15 protein-coding genes are annotated in these 18,754 nt (G+C 68.4%); 8 read left to right on the top strand and 7 right to left on the bottom strand.

Features of this window, described 5'->3' with window-relative positions; translation table 11 throughout:
* The first annotated feature begins 20 nt into the window (after positions 1–20).
* Complete coding sequence (locus BL254_RS06605) at positions 21–1,340, top strand: FAD-binding oxidoreductase (RefSeq protein WP_175648304.1); 1,320 nt, start codon at positions 21–23, stop codon at positions 1,338–1,340.
* A 1,104-nt stretch (positions 1,341–2,444) separates the two neighbouring features.
* Here the strand turns inward: BL254_RS06605 and BL254_RS06600 are convergent.
* Positions 2,445–3,251, bottom strand: a complete 807-nt coding sequence (locus BL254_RS06600; RefSeq protein ID WP_076842793.1) for a FadR/GntR family transcriptional regulator — start codon at positions 3,249–3,251, stop codon at positions 2,445–2,447.
* A gap of 748 nt (positions 3,252–3,999) precedes the next feature.
* Positions 4,000–4,746 carry a 1-acyl-sn-glycerol-3-phosphate acyltransferase gene (locus tag BL254_RS06595; RefSeq protein WP_047222454.1) on the bottom strand — a complete coding sequence of 249 codons (747 nt, stop codon included), beginning with the start codon at positions 4,744–4,746 and terminating at the stop codon, positions 4,000–4,002.
* 343 nt (positions 4,747–5,089) lie between these two features.
* Between BL254_RS06595 and BL254_RS06590 the strand changes: the two genes are divergently transcribed.
* Together BL254_RS06590 and BL254_RS06585 are read left to right on the top strand one after the other, a co-directional pair.
* Positions 5,090–5,713 carry a M50 family metallopeptidase gene (locus tag BL254_RS06590; RefSeq protein WP_139342207.1) on the top strand — a complete coding sequence of 208 codons (624 nt, stop codon included), beginning with the start codon at positions 5,090–5,092 and terminating at the stop codon, positions 5,711–5,713.
* 246 nt (positions 5,714–5,959) lie between these two features.
* Positions 5,960–6,718: an SOS response-associated peptidase gene (locus BL254_RS06585; RefSeq protein ID WP_047222453.1), complete on the top strand. Its 759-nt coding sequence runs from the start codon at positions 5,960–5,962 to the stop codon at positions 6,716–6,718.
* An 80-nt stretch (positions 6,719–6,798) separates the two neighbouring features.
* Here BL254_RS06585 and BL254_RS06580 read toward each other — a convergent pair whose 3' ends face one another.
* From BL254_RS06580 to BL254_RS06565, 4 genes are all read right to left on the bottom strand, one after another.
* The gene (locus tag BL254_RS06580; RefSeq protein ID WP_076842792.1) at positions 6,799–7,392 is read right to left on the bottom strand and encodes an alpha-ketoglutarate-dependent dioxygenase AlkB; all 594 of its coding nucleotides are present in this window, start codon (positions 7,390–7,392) and stop codon (positions 6,799–6,801) included.
* A 165-nt stretch (positions 7,393–7,557) separates the two neighbouring features.
* Positions 7,558–8,055, bottom strand: a complete 498-nt coding sequence (locus BL254_RS06575; protein WP_235433421.1) for an HdeD family acid-resistance protein — start codon at positions 8,053–8,055, stop codon at positions 7,558–7,560.
* Positions 8,056–8,263: 208 nt separating this feature from the next.
* Complete coding sequence (locus BL254_RS06570; protein WP_338052709.1) at positions 8,264–9,037, bottom strand: YceI family protein; 774 nt, start codon at positions 9,035–9,037, stop codon at positions 8,264–8,266.
* Between the two features lie 128 nt (positions 9,038–9,165).
* Complete coding sequence (locus BL254_RS06565) at positions 9,166–10,824, bottom strand: MDR family MFS transporter (protein ID WP_047222451.1); 1,659 nt, start codon at positions 10,822–10,824, stop codon at positions 9,166–9,168.
* Between the two features lie 522 nt (positions 10,825–11,346).
* Here BL254_RS06565 and BL254_RS06560 point away from each other — a divergent pair.
* The 4 genes from BL254_RS06560 (at position 11,347) to BL254_RS25790 (ending at position 15,494) form a co-directional block, all read left to right on the top strand.
* Positions 11,347–12,207: a ComEA family DNA-binding protein gene (locus BL254_RS06560; protein ID WP_076842828.1), complete on the top strand. Its 861-nt coding sequence runs from the start codon at positions 11,347–11,349 to the stop codon at positions 12,205–12,207.
* Between the two features lie 62 nt (positions 12,208–12,269).
* Positions 12,270–13,853 (top strand): ComEC/Rec2 family competence protein, encoded by a 1,584-nt coding sequence (locus BL254_RS06555; protein WP_076842791.1) that lies wholly within the window; start codon positions 12,270–12,272, stop codon positions 13,851–13,853.
* A 64-nt stretch (positions 13,854–13,917) separates the two neighbouring features.
* Positions 13,918–14,913 carry a DNA polymerase III subunit delta gene (gene holA, locus BL254_RS06550; protein ID WP_047222450.1) on the top strand — a complete coding sequence of 332 codons (996 nt, stop codon included), beginning with the start codon at positions 13,918–13,920 and terminating at the stop codon, positions 14,911–14,913.
* Positions 14,914–15,218: 305 nt separating this feature from the next.
* Positions 15,219–15,494 (top strand): hypothetical protein, encoded by a 276-nt coding sequence (locus BL254_RS25790; RefSeq protein WP_139342206.1) that lies wholly within the window; start codon positions 15,219–15,221, stop codon positions 15,492–15,494.
* Positions 15,495–15,811: 317 nt separating this feature from the next.
* On the opposite strand, the gene rpsT is transcribed toward BL254_RS25790, so the two are convergent.
* A complete protein-coding gene (gene rpsT, locus BL254_RS06540) occupies positions 15,812–16,081 on the bottom strand; it encodes a 30S ribosomal protein S20 (protein WP_013873031.1) in 270 nt (89 codons plus the stop codon).
* 599 nt (positions 16,082–16,680) lie between these two features.
* Between rpsT and lepA the strand changes: the two genes are divergently transcribed.
* Positions 16,681–18,534 (top strand): translation elongation factor 4, encoded by a 1,854-nt coding sequence (gene lepA / locus BL254_RS06535; RefSeq protein WP_076842789.1) that lies wholly within the window; start codon positions 16,681–16,683, stop codon positions 18,532–18,534.
* The last annotated feature ends 220 nt before the right edge of the window (positions 18,535–18,754 follow it).

The following is an 18,754-nucleotide window of genomic DNA, read 5'->3' as shown; positions in this document are numbered from 1 at the left end:
AGCGAGGGTGGTGAGGTGGCGTGATCAACCGTTCTGGCGGTCGTTCCTCCGGCTCGGTGACCGTCCCGGCGGCCAGCGCTGTCATCGGATCCCGGTACCGCGCGCCCGAGCGGGTGGGCATCGTGGGTGCCGGCATGGTCGGCCTGTCCACCGCGTGGTTCCTTCAGGAGCACGGGGTCCAGGTCACGGTACTCGAACGTGATCATGTTGCGGCCGGCTCGTCCTGGGGCAACGCGGGGTGGGTCACGCCGAGCCTGGCCACACCCCTGCCGGAACCCGCGGTGCTGCGTTACGGCGTCCGCGCCGTGATGAGCCCGGCATCTCCGGTGTACGTGCCGCCACGCGCGGATCCGCGCCTGCTCCGCTTCCTCGCCGGGTTCACGCGCAACAGCACGGCGCGGCGGTGGCGGGCGGCGATGGAGCACCTCGTGCCGGTCAACCGCAGGGCTTTCGAGGCCTTCGACCAGCTGGCCGCCGGGGGAGTGCGGGTGCCGACGTCCTCGGCCGAGCCGTTCCTGGCCTGTTACCGCAGCGCACGTGAGCGGGAGACGTTGGTCACCGAGCTCGCTGAGATCCGCGCGGCGGGCCAGAAGGTCGACTTCGAGCTGCTCGGCGGTGCGCAGGTGCGCGCCCTGCAACCGGTGTTGACCGACGAGATCAATGCCGCGGTCCGCATCGACGGCCAGCGTTTCTGCGACCCTGGGCGTTTCGTGGCGGCGCTCGCCGACAGCGTCCGGGTACGCGGAGGTGAGCTGCGGGAGGGCGTCGATGTCCGCGGGATCCGTGACCGTGGTGCTGACATAGCCGTGGAACTCGCGACGGGGGAGAGCGCCTTGTTCGACGCGGTCGTCGTCGCCAGTGGCGCGTGGCTGAGCGAACTCGCCCACCCGTTCGGAGTTCGCCTCCCGGTGCAGGCGGGGCGGGGGTACAGCTTCAGCGTGGCAGCCCATGCCGTGCCCGCGGGCCCGCTGTACTTTCCGGCCCAACGGGTGGCCTGCACACCGTTGGGCGACCGATTGCGCATCGCCGGGATGATGGAGTTCCGAGAGCCTCGGGCGCCGCTGGACCAGCGTCGGATCACCGCGATCGTCGACGCGGTCCGCCCCCTGCTGGCCGGTGTTGAGCTGGCCTCCCGGAGGCAGGAATGGGTCGGCTCGCGTCCCTGCACGCCTGACGGTCTTCCGGTGATCGGCCGGACGACGTCCCCACGGCTGTTCGTGGCCGGCGGGCACGGTATGTGGGGTATCACGTTGGGGCCGGTCAGCGGACAACTGGTGGCGCAGGCACTTGCCACCGGCCGTCTGCCGGCGGAACTCGAGCCTTTCGACCCGCTACGCTGATCCGCGCCCGCGCCCGCGCCCGCGCCCGCGCCCGCGCCCGCGCCCGCGCGGCCGATGGTGGCGGTCTTGAAAACCGCCACAGCCTCGCGCCCGCGCCCGCGGTCCGCCGCTGCCTGGCCTCTGATCCGCGCCCGCACCCGGCTGGCTGATGGCCGTCAGGAGCAGTTCGCTGGAGCAGATGGCCGATCACGGAATGTTTACTTTCTGTGATCAGTTCATCTCAGCCTGCCCCCTTGGGCAGGCTGGTCAACTGGCTTCGCTCCTGTTGGAGGTCCGCCTTTATGTACCAGCTGGTTTCTCGGGATGGACGATCGGGTTTGCTCCTGCTCGGGTTCCGTCATCGCGCGCCAGCCTGCTCCTCGGGTCGGTCGATCATCTGGGCGGCCGATTCTCGCGGCTTTCGCGACGCGGGAATGTCGTTCCCGGCCGATCTACCGACTGTAGCGTGTCCAATTCGCTTTGTGTCCATATGAATACCACCGGCAATGTGCGTCAGGCCGAAGTCGTCGGTGTCATACCGTGGATACGGTACGTGTTTTGACAACACCGGTGATGGATGCAACTCTGCCTGAGTGGTGTGGCGTGGGGCCGCACCGTCGGTGGATGGTCGAATGACCGGGCACCGCGCACCGAGGAGTGGAYGGACCATTGACGGCGCTGCACTATTCATCTTTCAGGCATCGGAGCGCTACCGGTCGTCGGCGTGTCCAGGCTGATCCGATCCGTTGTTCCGGTAATGCCGCCCAGGTCGTCTGTGATGAGGGGCACCGCTGGTGGGCCGTCCGCTGGTCGCTTGTCGGCCTGCTCGCCGATGGCCCCTTCGAGACGCGGGCAGCCGCACTGGAACGGGCGAACAGCTCACCTCAACTGTGACGACATGCGACAGCCGTCCTGTCCGGGGCGGCTTCCGTCGACCTGTCGGTAACCGATTCTCCAAAAATAACTAAATGATATGCCGTATTTGACTACCGGCCGGAAACGACACGATCATTTTTTCTCGCGTTCGAGATCCGTATCTCGTGGCAGGCTGGCTGGGCCGCGGCATGCCCGGTTGCCCGGGCCACGGACGGGCCAGCGGTCGTGGTGTGCYGACAACCTCGCCGGTCAGCCGAGCAGATCGAGCACGGTTGTGGCGACCGGGCCGTTGGTCAGGTCCTGGCTCGTCTCCAGCAGGTGCGTACGCCACAGCTCTTCCGCGGCCCTGGCATCACGCGCCTCGATGAAGTCCACGACCCGCTCGTGCTCGAGGAGGCGCCGACGGCTGGCGAGCCGCTGTTCGGCGCTGCGTTCCGGGTTCGGGTGGGACAGCGTCGCGAGATCGAGAATGTGACGCAGCATCCCTGACAGCACCGACAGYGTCGTGTTCCCGGCAAGCTCGACCAGCAGGACATGGAAGGCGAGATCGGCCTGCAGGTACTGGCCGGGGTCGTCGCTGCTGACGGCGGCCGCTGTCTCGCTCACCRCCAGCCGGAGCTTGTCGAGGTCTTCCTGGGTACGGTTTGCCGCCAGCAGCGCCACGCACGGTGGTTCGATCACCGCGCGAGCCTGGTGGATGTCGGCAAGGGTCGTCCCGCGGTATTCCAGGACCAACGCGGCGTAGCGAGCCGCGATGTCTCCGTTCGGGGTGTGTACGCGCGCGCCACCATGCGCGCCGCGCCTGACCGTGATCAGGGCTTCGGATTCCAGGACCCGGAAGGCCTCGCGTAGCGTCGGCCGGGAGACACCGAACTGCTCCATGAGGGTGGCCTCGGGCGGGAGGGCGTCGCCCTCGACGAGCTCTCCTCGCACGATGCGGCGGCGAAGGTGTGCAGCGACGAGCTCGGCGGTCTTCGGGACCCGGACCTGCTGCCCGATCGCGACCACCGTGCCGGCCCTGCTAGTAGCAGGCATCGCCAGCTCTTGTACAGCCATCGTGGGCGCCTCCGTCGACGACGAACAGGTAGGTCTGTGTAAACGTGGAACTGGTGAACCAGGTGGGGTAGGTACAAATGTTGTTGGTGCTTGAGGTTACCAATGGGTCGTCCGGTTTCCCTAGAGAGCCTTGACACATTTGGGGTCTGGATGTTGTCCGCTAGTAGCCTTTGCCTTGTCCTGGTGCGGCCTCGGGCCGCGGGTGTGGGCTGGACGGTCGCGGTGCCGAAATGTCTGAGTACCCTTCTTCCAACTACTTTTGGCCCCGTGCTATAAGCCGGTCGGGACGTAGGCGTCTGCCGCTGGGCCAGCCGCCACCTGCGACCGCCGCTCGCCGCCGGTTGTCGTCATTGCGACATATCACCGTTGTTGACACATGGGACGTGGTTGACCGGGTGAAGCGCACGGCGCTGCCTGTCGCCTCCCGGACAGTTCCTCCCACGGGCGCTGGTCGATAGTTACCAGTTGATCCAGTGGGCTTCAGTGGCCGCTGTGGTCAATCGATGGCCATGGGTTGCTCAACCCATGGTTGTTGCTTGGTTGATTCGTGGCAGGAGATCGTTCGGCTCACGGCTGGGCTGCCGGCTTGTCGGGCCGGCGGATCCCCGGCGTTACCGGGTGAAATTGTTCGTGCTGCTTCGGATGTGCTGGCGGTGCGACGTTTCCGACAGGGAAACGGATGCGTTTTCGGGCTGCTCCGAGAAGATCCGGCTCTCTTCGCATCCCCGCGGGTGCCGTATGCGGGACGTTACTTCTTGTCGCGTGACTCGGCCTGCTCCCGGGCGGCCGTCTCGGATGCGGGCGCGCTGCCACCGAGATGAGCCGGCAACCACCATGGCGATTCACCCGGGGGCGGCGGTGGATAGTCACGCTGGGCATCGGTCAGCAGCTTCAACACGGCATCCGAGAGCAGTTGGGTGCCAGTCGCCGCGGGTGTGAGCTCGGTGGGCGGAATCGGTTCGCCGACGATGATCGAGACCGGGGTGCCGCGGGCGGCACGGAAGTTGCGTGGCCGCCCCTTGGCCAGAATGCGCTGGCTGCCCCAGATGGCTACCGGCAGCACCGGGACGTTGGCTTCGACGGCCATCCGCGCTGCCCCGGTCTTGAAGGGCTGGAGGCAGAAGCTGCGGCTGAGCGTCGACTCGGGGAAGACTCCCACGAACTCGCCGGCCCGCAGCGCCGCTACCGCGTGGTGGTAGGAGCCCGAGCCCGATGACCGGTCCACAGGGATATGACGCATCCCACGCATGAGGGGTCCGGCGATCGGGTGGGAGAAGACGTCGTGCTTGGCCATGAAGCGGACCAGGCGGCGGTGGGAGCGCCAGAACGGGATGCCAACGAGGGCGAAGTCCAGGTAGGAGACGTGGTTGATGATGACAACGCATCCGCCCGTAGCCGGTACGTGTTCCTGGCCCCGGACGTCGATCTTGAGATCGAGAGCCTTGAAGAACCCGAGCGCGAAGCGGATCACTGGCTTGTAGACGAGTTCCGCCACCCGCTCCTGCCCTCCGACCTATCTGTGTTGTCCCAACTGTSCCATGTTGGGATGATCGATTTCGACCGGCCACGGAAAGTGGCTGGCTGATCGTACCGTGAGTCGTCGTGGGCCGTTGGAACGCCATGCCGCTGGAAGGGCGGGCAGGTCGTGCCGGACAGGCACCCGACGATCGTTTTCCGCAGCATTGCATACTCAGGTCCACCTGAGCCACATCGGCATCCCAGAGGCCGTCAGCGGCACCAGTTGGACACGATCGGATGGGAGACGTACGACGCCTGACGAGTGGACGCATCTGCTCAGTTCGGGGGATCCGCCRCGTTGGACGGCGCTGGTAGGTGCTGTGATCGCCTTTGTTGTGGTGTTCGACAGCCGGTTGTGGCCGCTGGCCCGGCATGTGATCACCATTGCCCATGAGGGAGGACATGCGCTGGCCGCGGTCGRCAGTGGCCGGCGGCTCGGTGGTATCCGGCTGCATTCCGACACGTCCGGTGTGACCGTGTCGGCTGGGCGGCCGACCGGGCCGGGTGTCGTCGTCACGGTCGCGGCCGGCTATATCACGCCTTCGTTGCTCGGCCTCGGCGCCGCCGCCCTGCTTGCGGCCAATCAGGTGAGTCTGATGCTGCGGCTGAGTGTCATCCTGCTCCTGGGGGTGCTCGTCGCCATCCGCAACGCCTTCGGTGTGTTGTCCATCGTGCTCAGCATCGGGACTGTCGTGGCGGTGTCGGTCCTGGCGTCGGACCGTCCCCAGCAGCTGTTCGCCATGTCCATCACCTGGTTTCTCCTCTTCGGAGGACTGCGGCCGATCATCGAGGTGCAGCGGACCCGCAGCCGGGGCCGTGCGCCGACGTCGGATCCGGATCAGCTGGCCCGGCTGACCGGTATGCCCGCGGGACTGTGGGTGGTCTTCTTCGCCTCGGTCTCCCTGTTCTGCCTTGTCATGTCGGCCGAATGGCTCGTGTGGTAGCAGCCCGTATGACGGCAGCCCGTATGGTGACTGTGCGGCGCAGGAATACCGCGCTCCGCGCCCGGCCAGCCATGCTTCCGACGGACGTGGCCCTGGTGAGCATGGCTTCGGCGGATACGGCTGTGCCGGGTACAGCCTCGGTGGGTACAGCCTCGGTGAGCGGTTACCGCCGGCGGCCGTCCGATATTGGGCGGTCGCGGATGGGCACCATGCGGTACGGACGGTTGTCTGGCACACTGCGAACACATGTGCGGTCGCTACGCCAACGCCCTGGGTGGGCAGCAGCTCGCAGAGTCGTTCTCCGCATGTGACGAAACAGGCGGCGTACAGCCGAACTTCAACGTCGCGCCGACCGCTTCGGCCCCGGTGGTCGTCATCCCGCCGGGCCAGCAGCCGACACCGACCTCCCGGCTGCGGCTGGCGCGCTGGGGCCTGGTGCCCTCGTGGGCCAAGGATGCCGCCATCGGCAACAAAATGATTAACGCCAGGGCAGAGACGGTGGCGACCAGACCCGCGTTCCGCGCCGCGCTGCGGGCCCGCCGCTGTCTCGTCCCGATCACGGGTTACTACGAATGGCAGCGGACCGAAGGGGCCCGGCGCGCGCAGCCGTACCTGGTACGCCCAGTCGACAACGAACCTGCCGCGCTCGCGGGGCTGTACGAGCTGTGGCGCCCGCCCACGGGCGGTACGCTCGCGACCTTCACCATCATCACCACTACGGCGCCGGCCGGTCTGGAGTCCCTGCATCCGCGGTCGCCGGTCGTCCTTCCCCCGGTGGCCTGGTCGCACTGGCTTGATCCTGTCCTGGCCGATCCTGCGGTGCTGACCAGCATGCTCGGGCCCGCGCCAGCCGGGGTGCTGCGTGCCTACCCGGTCGACACCCAGGTCGGCAACGTGCGTAACAACGGTCCGCATCTGCTGGAGCCGGTCACCCTGGCCGACGACGTGGACGGAGCGGGTTCGCGGGCCGTCCACCCCGGTGCGGTCCCGATCGACCATGATTGACTTCCGTCCGCGGGCCACCAGCCGGATGACGCGCTCCAGGTGCGTCCGTGAGAGCGTCCTGAAGCTGCCGAAGAGGCTCCTCACGCGGCCCACCGCCAGGACGCGCTGATCCGCGGGCCGCAGGAAGCGACTTTCGGGACCGCATGCTCCCAGTCGGCCTGGCAGCGGCCACCCATCACCAGAAGATCTCCGGACGCGGGGAGCAGCGTCCGACCGGCACCGCCACCGCGCGGACGGAGCCGGAAGGGGCGCCGCGCCCCCAGCGTCACGATCGCGATCAGGGTGTTACCGAGCCTGCGCAGTTCACGGTCGCGATGGAACGCGACGCTGTYGTCGCCGTCGCGGTAGAAGTTGAGCCCGACCGAGCCGAACGGCACCTGATAATGCGCGCACAAAGAGCTACATATCGTGGCCAGGATGGGGTGGGGGAGAGGCTCGGTCGCCTTGTACCACCGTGACAGTCGTGGATCGTCCACCATGCGCTCGTACATCCACCGTCGACCCTGCCGCCAGGGGACCTCGCTGGCGAGGGTCCCGTAAAGGTCGTCAGCGCCGCGCAGCCACCCCGGCGCCACGTCGACCCATGACGTCCCGTCGAGGCGGATGCGGCTGAACGTGGGGTTGATGGAGACCGCGGGGTCGCCGCTGGTCAACAGGCTGCACTGGAGGGGCATAGAGATACAATACCCGAACATACGTTCGATATCGAGCGTGTCGGGCAGGCCAGCCGTCGTGCGCCGCGCTCTGYTTGCCGCGCTCTGGTTGCCGAGCGTCTGGCAACGCGGATGACCGGAGCGGCCCCGTGGTGCCCGATGCTCGGCGGGGCCGCTCCCGGGGTGTCAGGCCCGTGACTCCCGGCGGGCCGCGAGAGCGAGCGCGATCTGGCCGATGCCATGCACGATCAGCTCGATCCCAAATAGCACCGCCAGGATGAAGACGGTGGCCGCTGGCCACGCCAGGGCGAGAATGCCGATGCCCATCGCCAGGAGGCCGATGAACACACCCCACCCCCATGAGCGTCCGTGCCCGCGCGCGTAGCCGGCCATGGCGATACGCGCGACGCCAGCCACCAGCAGGCAGATTCCGACGATGAGGGCCACCGCCCGCAAGGTGACACCCGGCCAGGCGAGYACGACGATCCCGCCGATCACGAGCAGGACGCCGAAGAAGCTGGCAGTCTCCTCGCCCGCACGGGCTGTCGCGACCATATCCATGATCCCGGCCAGCACCAGCCCAGCGCCGATCAGGATCGCCAGTGTGCGCGCGGCGGCGAAGGGGTGGGCGACCAGGAGCACGCCGAGAACCGTCACCGCGATCCCCAGGAAGAGTCCTGCCATCCAGACCGCGCTCGAAGCTCCGCCGTGGTGGCGGTGCGTCTCTGCCGTCGTCATCATGATCGCCATCTCCAGGGCCGCTCATACCTTCCGACCTGGACAAGGGGTTCCCCGCCCTGGACAAGGGGGTTCCCCGCGTCGGGTGCCGCCAGTCCTCGATACCGGCCCTGGCCGGCGCCCGCTCCTTACCGCTACGGTCCTTCTCCGATACTCAGCGGCGTCCCGGCCGTTCGTGTCGCGCCCGCCCGCCGCCCGCCGGCCCGGTGACGGGCGGCTCCGGCCGGGTGCACCGGATATACCGGGATGCCCTGGCCGGAGCGGTGCTGCCGGCCCGTCGGCGGCCTCGCGCGGTCCTGGATTCTGGATCGAGGCAGTTCCTGACCACCACGCGGCCACCGGTCATTGGCCCTGCGCAGTTCTGATCAGGACGTCCTGATGGCCGAGATGTCAACGTCGATCTTGACTGTGTCGCTGATGAGGACACCCTCGCCTCCAGCGGCGCGTTCCAGGTGAGGCCGAAGTCCTTCCGACTGAGGGAGGACGTGGCGGCGAACCCCACCCGGCTGTTGCCGAACGAGTCCACCGCGCTGCCCTGGAACTCGACCGCCACCTCGACCACATGCGTGGTGCCGTGAATGGTCAGGTCGCCGGTGACCACATAGCTGTCCGGATCGTCCCCTGGTTTGATGCCCGTGCCGGTGAAGGTGATCGTCGGATACGTGTCAGCGTCGAGAAAGTCGGGGGAGCGCAGGTGGGTGTCGCGGTCGGAGTTCCCGGTGTCGATACTGTCGGTGTTGATGCTGATCGTGGCATGCGAGGCCGTGGGCCTGGAGCCGTCGAGGTGCAGGGTGCCYTCGAAGGACCTGAAGCTGCCCCGGACGGTCGCCACCATCGCGTGTCGGACGGCGAAGCCGAACCGACTGTGAGCGGGGTCGATCGTCCAGGTGCCGGTGAGGTTCTCGATGGCGGTGCCCGGTACGGTCATGATGATCTCCTCTTCAGGCCTTCTCCTACGAGTCGTGTTCCCGCGAGCGGGTTCTTCCCAGGACTTCGCAGACTCTGCTCACATGATCATTTTCATGCGGCCCCGAAGTCAGTTGTGCGGGCAACAATCTATTCCCTGGAGGCGCTGGCCGTCGATCGCTTCGCTCCCGGCCCGGAGCCATGGCTGCTGTCGGTGAGGTCGGCTCCCACCGTGTCGTCCGATGCGTCGGTCCGGGAGATGGCGGTCGATCCGCGCAGTTCGGCCTCCCGGAGGAACAGACTGATCGCGAATGCTGCGATCCCGATCGGAACGGCCACCAGAAAGACCCGGCCGAGTGAGTCGGCATAGGCGGTTCGTACCGCTTCACGTATCGGTGCGGCCAGCCCCGCGACATCGCGCGGAGTTGAGACAAAACGGTTGGCGGCGGCATTTCCGGGCTGCGCGCCGGGTATTCGCAGGGCGATGTTCGTGGCCAGTTGGGTGGTGAGCACCGCCCCCAGGGCGGACGCGCCGATGGCGCCTCCCATGGTGCGCAGGAATGTCACGCTGGAGGTCGCGGCGCCCATGTCCCKCGGATCGACAGAATTCTGTACGGCCARCAGGACGTTCTGCAGGAGGAAGCCGAGGCCGAGCCCCGTGACAAACATCCACAGGCCGAGCTCCAGCGCGCCCGTGTCGGCGCTGACACGACTGAGCAGAAAGAACCCGATGGTGACCCCGACCGTGCCCGCGACGACAAACCGCTTGTAATGCCCGGTAGCGCTGATCAGCCGRCCGGACCCGATGGACGTCAGCAGAATACCGGCGAGCAGCGGGAGCATTCGCAGCCCGCTGACGGTGGCACTCGCGCCATGGACGATCTGTAGATACTGCGGGAGAAAAATAATCGCCCCGAACATGAAGGTACCGGTGACAAGGCTCAGCAGAGCGCACACCGTGTAGATGCTGTTGCTGAACAGCCGTGGTGGGAGAATGGCTTCCGGCGCCACTCGTTCACGCAGCGCGAAAGAAACGATCAGTACGACTCCCGCGGCGATCAGCGCGGCGATCTGCCAGGAGAGCCAGGCGAAGCCCTTGCCTCCACTCTGAGTAGCGAGCAGGATGGCGCTCAGACCCGTGACCAGCAGGATGGCGCCGGCCCAGTCGATGGCCGCCCGGCGTCGCCGGAACGGTAGTCGCAACGTCCGGTTGATGACGACGAGCGCGGCGAGCCCGACCGGAAGGTTGACGAAGAACACCCAGCGCCATGACCCATGATCGACCAGGAAACCGCCGACGAGCGGGCCGAGAATGCTCGACGCGCCGAAGACCCCGCTGAAGTATCCCTGGTAGCGCCCCCGTTCCCGGGGTGCGACGATGTCGCCGATGACGGCGAAGGCCAGGGAGATGAGGCCGCCGGCACCAAGGCCCTGTAGAGCGCGAAATCCGACGAGCTGGTACATCGACTGGGCAAGCCCGCACAGTGTGCTGCCGATCAGAAAGATCGTGATGGACAGCTGTAGGACGGTTTTGCGCCCGTAGAGGTCGCTGGCTTTCCCGTACAGCGGGGCGGAGATCGTGGAAGTCAACAGGTAGGCTGTGACCAGCCAGGAAAGCATGTCACTGCGATGGAACTCACCGACGATGGTCGGCAGTGCGGTCGCGACGATGGTCTGGTCCAGCGCTGCGAGCAGCATACCCGTCATCAGCCCGATGATGATGGCGACGATCTGCCGGTGGCTCAGGTCCGTACCGGTGTCGTCTGGTGGATTCCGGTTGCGGCTGACATTGTTCCCGGTAGTCGTCATTCATCCTCCGTCAGGCGGACCGCTCAGGTGATGCCGGCACAGTGAGAACGCAGGGCGGCCACGGGCATTCGAGGCAGGTCGCAACGGGATGTATCCCACGGCTCGACATTTCGCTACTTGATTGTGCGATACAACTATACGTGATCATTTCAGTTGGGCATCGGGTGTGTTGCTGCGTGTCGACCGTGGTACCGAACATAGCCGGTTTTGTCCGTCACTTGCCGTGTCCTGTGGACAGAGCATGGTTGTCCACAGATGCGGGATACACGATGTACCGCCACGACACGGGGTCCTACCGTCACGGGCATGGCTGATCTTTCTTTTGTCCCCGACATCCGCGCCGCCACCCGCTCGGGTGTGGCTGCCGTGGTTCGGCCACGTGTTCCGGTGACCCATGCCCCGGTCACGGGAGAACACGACAGTCTGGAGCCCGACCGGCCGTACCCCGCCAGCCCGGATCCGGTCGCTTCCGACGGGGAACCGAGCCGTGTCGGGCCGGACTCCCGTCCGGGGGAACCACCCGTGTTCGGCGAGCACAGCCGGTCGTCCCGGTCCGACGCGGCCGGCACGGCATCCGTCGATTCCTCCTTCCTCGACGAGATACTGGCCGAGCGTGCCGGCCCCGGCGGCGGGGAGCGGCAGACGATCATCCAGCGGGTTGGATCCGGCCTGGCCGGACGCCTGCCGCATACTCTGCGCGGCGGGCTGGTCGACCCGGCCATCCGTGGCGCGTTGCTGATCGCGCTCGTCGCCCTCGTCGCGGCGCTGGCGGCCGGCTGGTTCGCCTGGCGGGGCAGACCGGTGCCCGTGCTGGCCCTTCCGCCGGCGGCACAGGTGACGGACCTCGCGAACCCGGGGCACGGCACGGTGGCCGGCGCCGTGGCGACGGCGGCACCGCCGTCGTCTGCCGCCACCGGGAGCCCACAGGCACAGGTCGTCGTCGACGTCGCGGGCAAGGTCCATCATCCCGGGGTGCTCACCCTGCCGGGAGGATCCCGGGTGGTGGACGCGGTGGCCCGTGCCGGCGGGGTGCTGCCCGGGACGGACACCTCCGGCCTGGCGCTTGCGCGTCGCCTGGTGGACGGCGAGCAGATTCTCGTGGACGGCCGCCCTGGACCGGCGCCACCCCAGCCCGCGGGCGGTGCCGCCGGAGGTGACAGTGGCGGGGGCTCGCCGGGCGCCGCGCCCGGGGCGCCGGTGAACCTCAACACGGCCACGGTCGAAGCCCTCGACGCGCTGCCCGGCGTGGGCCCTGTGCTGGCCCAGCGGATTGTCGAGTGGCGTGCGGCCCACGGCGGTTTCGCCTCCCCACGGCAGCTGGGGGAGGTGACCGGAGTCGGTGATCAGCGGCTCGCCGACCTTCTTCCGCTCGTCACCGTCTGACGGTCAGTACGCAATGGAGAACGTGTCGGTTCGCCGGTGGCCGTGTGGCATGGAGCACGAACATGACCGTTGTTGGTCACGATCCACAACGTCAACCGCCCGACCTGCGCCTGGTTGCTCCGGCCCTTGCGGCCTGGGCGGGAGCAGCGGGCACCGGGCTGGCCGTGCCACCGGTGGCTGTGCTGTGGATCGCCGGGATGTTGCTGTGCGTGACACCGCTGTGCGCGGTGACCCTGCTCCGCCGCCGGACGGTCCGGCGGCCGGTGGGCGCGGTTCTGGCATGTCTGGCCTGTCTTGCCGCGGGTGTGCTGGCGGCGGGTCTGCCGGCCCGGGCCCGCGCGCTTGGTCCGCTCGTGGCTCTCGGCGCGGCCCGGGCGGCCGCCGACATCGAAGGCACGGTGACCGGCGACCCGCGGGTCAGCCAGGGGGGCAACGGCAATCTCGTCATCGTCCCGGTGCGGGTGGAGCGGCTGGCCGCGGACGGGCACGATATCCGGCTGCGGCAGCCGGTACTGGTGCTCGCGACCGCGTCGGACTGGGAGGATCTGCTGCCGAGCCAGCATGTCAGCACCTCGGGGAAGCTGGCGCCGCCGAGGGCAGGCGACACCGTCGCGGCTGTCGTCTTCGTCCGGGCCGCGCCGGCCTCGGTCGGCCCGCCCTCATCGGTGCAGCGGGCGGCCGGTCAGCTGCGGGCGGGTCTGCGCGACGCCGCGTCGGGGCTTGCCGGCCCGCGCCGCGGGCTGCTGCCGGGTCTTGTCCTCGGCGACACGAGCAACCTCGACGACGAGGTGCGGGAGGACTTCCGGACCGCCGGGATGTCACATCTTGTCGCTGTTTCCGGGGCGAACTGCGCGATCATCATCGCCGCGGCGACCGTAGTCGTCCGGCGCAGCCGGTTGGCCCCGTGGGTGCAGGCCGGCTGGGTCGCGATGGCCCTGGTCGGTTTCGTCATCCTGGCCCGGCCGTCACCGAGCGTCCTGCGTGCCGGTGTCATGGGGCTGATCGGGATCGTCGCGGCCGGCAGCGGACGGCCACGGCTGGCCATGCCCGCGCTCGCGGCCACCGTGCTGGTGCTCGTCCTCAGCAGCCCCGATCTTGCTCGTTCGGTCGGTTTCACCCTGTCGGTTGCCGCCACCGCCGGCCTGGTGATCCTCGTTCCGGGCTGGCGGGACGCACTGGCGGGCCGGTTGCCGAGGTGGCTGGCCGAACCGCTCGCGGTCGCCGCGGCGGCACATGTCGCCTGCTCGCCGGTCCTCGTCGCCATCGGCGGCGGGGTCAGCCTGGTAGCCGTTCCCGCCAACATGCTCGCCGAGGCCGCGGTCGCACCAGCGACCATCCTCGGGGTCCTCGCCACGGTGGCGGCGGTCGTCCACGATCCGCTGGCCCGGTTCCTGGCGACCCTCGCGGGTGTGCCGTGCGGATGGTTGATCACGGTGGCGGACGTCGCGGCGCGCGTACCCGGCGCGGAGATCGGCTGGCCAGCCGGCCCGGCCGGCGCCGTGGCCCTCGTCGCCGCCACGGTCGTGCTGCTCGCGACCGTCCGTCGGCGCCGTGGGCGTCGTGTCCTCATCACACTGTCCGTCATTACTTTGGGTGTGCAGGTGATATTAATGTCACGTATTGTCGGAATCTGGCTCACACGTTGATGGCGGATCGTAATCATTTGATGTTCCTGACCAGGTCGTGCGGTCCGGGTACCGTCCTTGTGACATGCTCGCCAGCGTGCCGCCGACATCCGCGCCGCCACGGTTGGTCCTTGTCTCCGGTGACGAGGAACTGCTCGTCTCCCGCGCTGTCCGGGACGTCATCCACGCCGCCCGGCGCCACGACCCGCAGACGGAGATCGTCGACCGAGCGCCGGGTGAGTTCACCGAGAGCGATGTGGTCGATCTGGCCAGCGTATCGATGTTCGGCGGGCTACGGGTGGTCGTGGTCCGCGGCGCGCAGGAACTCGCGGATGATCTACGGGAGGCGCTGCTGGCCTATCTCGCCCGGCCGCTGGACGACGTCGTGCTCGTCGTCGTCCACAGCGGTGTCGTACGCAACCGCAAACTGGCGGAGGCGATGAAGTCGGCCGGTGCGACGGTCGTCACGGCGGCGCGTATCACCCGTCCCCGGGACCGCCACGACTTCGTCGCGGCCGAGGTCCGCCGTCTCGGCGGCCAGATCAGCGCGGGCGCGGTGAAGGCGCTGGTGGACGCGGTCGGTAGCGATCTGCGCGAGTTGGCGATGGTATGTGATCAGATGGTCGCGGACGCCGGTGGGACGATCAGCGAGGCCCTGGTTGCCGGATACCGTCGCGGCCGGGCTGAGGCCACCGGTTTCGCGGTGGCGGACGCCGCGATCGCGGGAGACCTGCCCGAGGCCCTGACCGTGCTGCGCCAGACGCTTGCGGGCGGCGTCCCACCCGTCCTTGTCGTGAGCGCCATGACCACCGGGCTGCGTGACCTGGCCCGGGTCGCGGCCGCCGGCGGTGGCTCCACCTGGGAGCTGGCCCGCAGCCTCGGCATGCCCGACTGGAAGGTGGAACGTTCCCAGCGGGCGGCCCGCGGCTGGAGCGACGAAGGGCTGGCCTACGCGATGCGCGCGGTCAGCGCCGCGGATGCGGCCGTCAAGGGCGGCGCCGTGGATCCGGTCTACGGGCTGGAAAGGCTTGTTACTCAGATCGTGTCGGCCCGTGGCCGTCCGGCGGGAGCCCGGCGGTGACGTTGCGTGCGCCCCAGCCCGATCAGGAGGACTCCTCCGGCCCGAACGGAGACGACCCGGACGAAGCCGGCCCGAACGGAAGTGATCGGGACGGAGGCGGCGAGGACGGCCAGGACGGGGAGGAAGAGGAAACGGACAGGGGTGCCCAAGACACGGACGGAGCGGCGCAGGACGACCAGAGCCGGGGTGATCCGAGCCGGGGTGATTCGGGGCGGGGTGGTCTGAGCCGGTGTGATCTCAGCCAGGGTGATTCGGGGCGGAGCGCCGCTGAGTACCGGATCGGCCCGGAGCGGGGAAGCACACCGATGTCGGAACCAGCGTCATCCTCGGTCACCAGCGACCCGGTCGGGCGACCGCACAGGTTCCTCTCCACCAGCCGCACCCTGRCCGGCAGCAGCCTGCTCGGTGTCCTGATCGCCCTGGCTGATCTGGCGAGCGCATGGGTGATCGTGGTGCTGCCGCTGACAGCGGCCGTCATGGCGGCCTACAACGACGCAATCAAGAAGATGCTGGCCGCGGACGACACACGGAGCCGTCCCGCGGAGAACGAACCGCCGGCCTCCGGAACGCCGCCGGACTGACAGCACGGATTCCGGCGCTCCTCGGAAGCCATCCTGGGAGATCCGGCATGCCGCGGGTTTCCCCGGCCGCCATCAGAACGTCGACGTCCCTGGCAGCCAGCCGGTAGCACCAGGTACCGGTAGCACCAGGTATGTGTACCGGCTCTCCGGGCTGCCCGCAGGATACCGACGAACCTGTGGGAGGTTGGGCGGACGGGCATCCCACGGACAGACGCCTCGCGCCGCCCGCTCAGCCGAACCGGCCCGGCTCCGGTCGGAGCCCGGTCGGGGAAGGGACGGGCGGACGGCGTACGAGTGGACGCGTCGGACGGGTGGCGTCAGACCTTGGTCAGCGAAGCGTACCGGGTGGCCAGCGCCGACTTCTTGTTGGCGGCCTGGTTCGCGTGGATGACGCCCTTGCTCACGGCCTTGTCCAGCTTGCGCGACGCGATGCGCAGCTCCAGGCCGGCACGCTCCTGGTCGCCCGCCTCCACGGCTTCCCGGAAGCGGCGGATGAGCGTCTTCAGTTCGGACTTCACGGCCTTGTTGCGCAGCCGTCGCTTCTCGTTGGTGAGGTTGCGCTTGATCTGCGACTTGATATTGGCCACGCGAAAGAACCCCTGGTCGTCGAAGTCGAATCGGTATGAAAGTCGGTTGAGCCCCGGCGTCGGCCCAGGACTGGCCTGCTCGCGACTGGCCTGCCGGCGTCCGGCCGGTGCGTGGATGGCACCGGGGAAGCCGGGTGGCCCCGGGAAACATCGGTAACCTTACCAACTTACCCACGAACGGTGTCGGAGGGCGTGCCAGTGGCGCCCACCGGCCGGGACTGACCGCGGTGTCCGGGGGCTGTTGCGGCGGGTGGGTACCGATGTGACCATCGGCGTCCGACGGGTGAGTCCGGCACACCAGGGCCGCGCCGGGCCTGTGTCGGGCCATGGTGCGCCGGGCTTTGCGCGGCCAGCGCCCTGGCGCGTCAGTGCTTGCTGCGCCGGGCCTTGCGCGCCGGCGCTCTGGTACGTCGGTGCTTGCTGCGCTGGGCCTTGCGCGCCGGCGCTCTGGCGCGTCAGTGCTTGCTGCGCCAGGCTTTGCGCGCCAGCGCTCTGGTACGTCGGTGCTTGCTGCGCCGAGCCTCCTGGTATGCCGAGCCTTGCGTGTCAGKGCCTGGCACGATGACACAGTCCATCCCGACGAAACGAGAAGACTCCGCGTGCCCCCAGCCTCCGACCCCCGTCGTATCAACCAGGCATYGGTCGACCAGGCGTCGATCCGCAACTTCTGCATCATCGCTCACATCGACCACGGCAAGTCGACGCTCGCCGACCGGATGCTCGGTGTCACCGGTGTCGTCGAGGCTCGTAACATGCGTGCCCAGTATCTGGACAAGATGGACATCGAGCGCGAGCGCGGCATCACGATCAAGGCGCAGAGTGTCCGGCTGCCGTGGCAGGCCGACGACGGCCGCGACTACGTCCTGCATCTGATCGACACTCCTGGCCATGTCGACTTTACCTATGAGGTCAGTCGGTCGCTTGCGGCCTGTGAGGGCGCGGTGCTGCTCGTCGACGCGGCTCAGGGTATCGAGGCGCAGACGTTGGCAAACCTGTACCTGGCGCTGGAGAACGACCTGCAGATCATCCCGGTTCTCAACAAGATCGACCTGCCGGCCGCACAGCCGGAGAAGTACGCCGCCGAGCTGGGGCAGATCATCGGCTGCGACCCCGTCGACGTGCTGCTGGTGTCGGGCAAGACCGGCCAGGGGGTGCCCGAGCTGCTCAACGAGATCGTCCGGCGGGTCCCCGCGCCGATGGGCGACCCGGACGCCCCCGCGCGAGCCATGATCTTCGACAGCGTCTACGACACCTACCGGGGTGTGATCACGTATGTGCGGGTGGTCGACGGCCGGCTGACCGCCCGGGACCGCTGCCTGATGATGTCGACGCGGGCGAGCCACGAGACCCTCGAGGTCGGGGTGATCTCGCCGGAGGCGATCCCGCGGGAGGGACTGTCCGCCGGGGAGGTCGGCTACCTCATCCCGGGGGTCAAGGACGTCCGGCAGGCCCGGGTCGGGGACACCGTGACCTCGGCGGCCCACCCGGCCCAGGCGCCACTGGCCGGTTACCGTGACCCGCGTCCGATGGTCTACAGCGGCCTGTACCCGATCGACGGCAGCGAGTATCCCGCCCTGCGGGAGGCCCTGGACAAGCTGCAGCTCAACGACGCCGCGCTGACCTACGAGCCCGAGACGTCCGCGGCGTTGGGCTTCGGTTTCCGCTGCGGCTTCCTCGGGCTGCTCCATCTGGAGATCGTCCGGGAGCGTCTGGAACGGGAGTTCAACCTCACGCTCATCTCCACCGCGCCGAACGTGGTCTACCGGGTGGTCATGGAGGACGGCAGCGAGACGATCGTCACCAACCCGAGCGACTGGCCGGCGGGAAAGATCTCCGAGGTCCACGAGCCGGTCGTGGATGCCATGGTGCTGCTGCCGTCCGACTTCGTCGGCCAGGTCATGGAGCTCTGCCAGGGTCGGCGCGGCACGCTGGACGGGATGGACTACCTGTCGACCGACCGGGTCGAGCTCAAGTACCGGCTCCCGCTCGGAGAGATCATCTTTGACTTCTTCGACGCCCTGAAGTCGAAGACCCGGGGGTATGCCAGCCTCGACTACGAGCCGGCCGGCGAGCAGGTGGCCGACCTGGTCAAGGTCGACATCCTGTTGCAGGGAGAGACCGTCGACGCGTTCTCCGCGATCGTCCACAAGGACAAGGCGTACGGCTACGGGGTCGCGATGACCTCCCGGCTGCGGGAGCTGATCCCGCGCCAGCAGTTCGAGGTGCCGATCCAGGMCGCGATCGGTAGCCGAATCATCGCCCGGGAGAACATCCGTGCCATCCGCAAGGACGTGCTGGCCAAGTGCTACGGCGGTGACATCACCCGCAAGCGCAAGCTGCTGGAACGGCAGAAGGAAGGAAAGAAGAAGATGAAGACCATCGGCCGCGTCGAAGTCCCGCAGGAGGCATTCATCGCGGCCCTGTCCACGGACGCGTCCAAGAGCGGGAAATAGTCCTGCCGTCCGTGGCCGGGCGGTGACTCCGGCCGGCCGTCTCTCGGCCGCCGGCGCGGCCGTGACCCTCTCGTCTCCGCGGGGTTCCTCCCGGAGCCGGCGGCTGCGCGAGCCGGTCCGGGAGGCCCGGGCCCCTGGGCGGTTCGGGTTGCCTGTTCGGGCAGCTCAGGGGGTTCGTGCGGACGAGGGGGGTAGTCGGATGGGTTCGGTGGCGGGTTCG

It is taken from the genome of Protofrankia sp. BMG5.30, assembly GCF_001983005.1.
GTDB lineage: Bacteria > Actinomycetota > Actinomycetes > Frankiales > Frankiaceae > Protofrankia > Protofrankia coriariae.
This window is presented reverse-complemented; position numbering and strand designations above follow the sequence as displayed.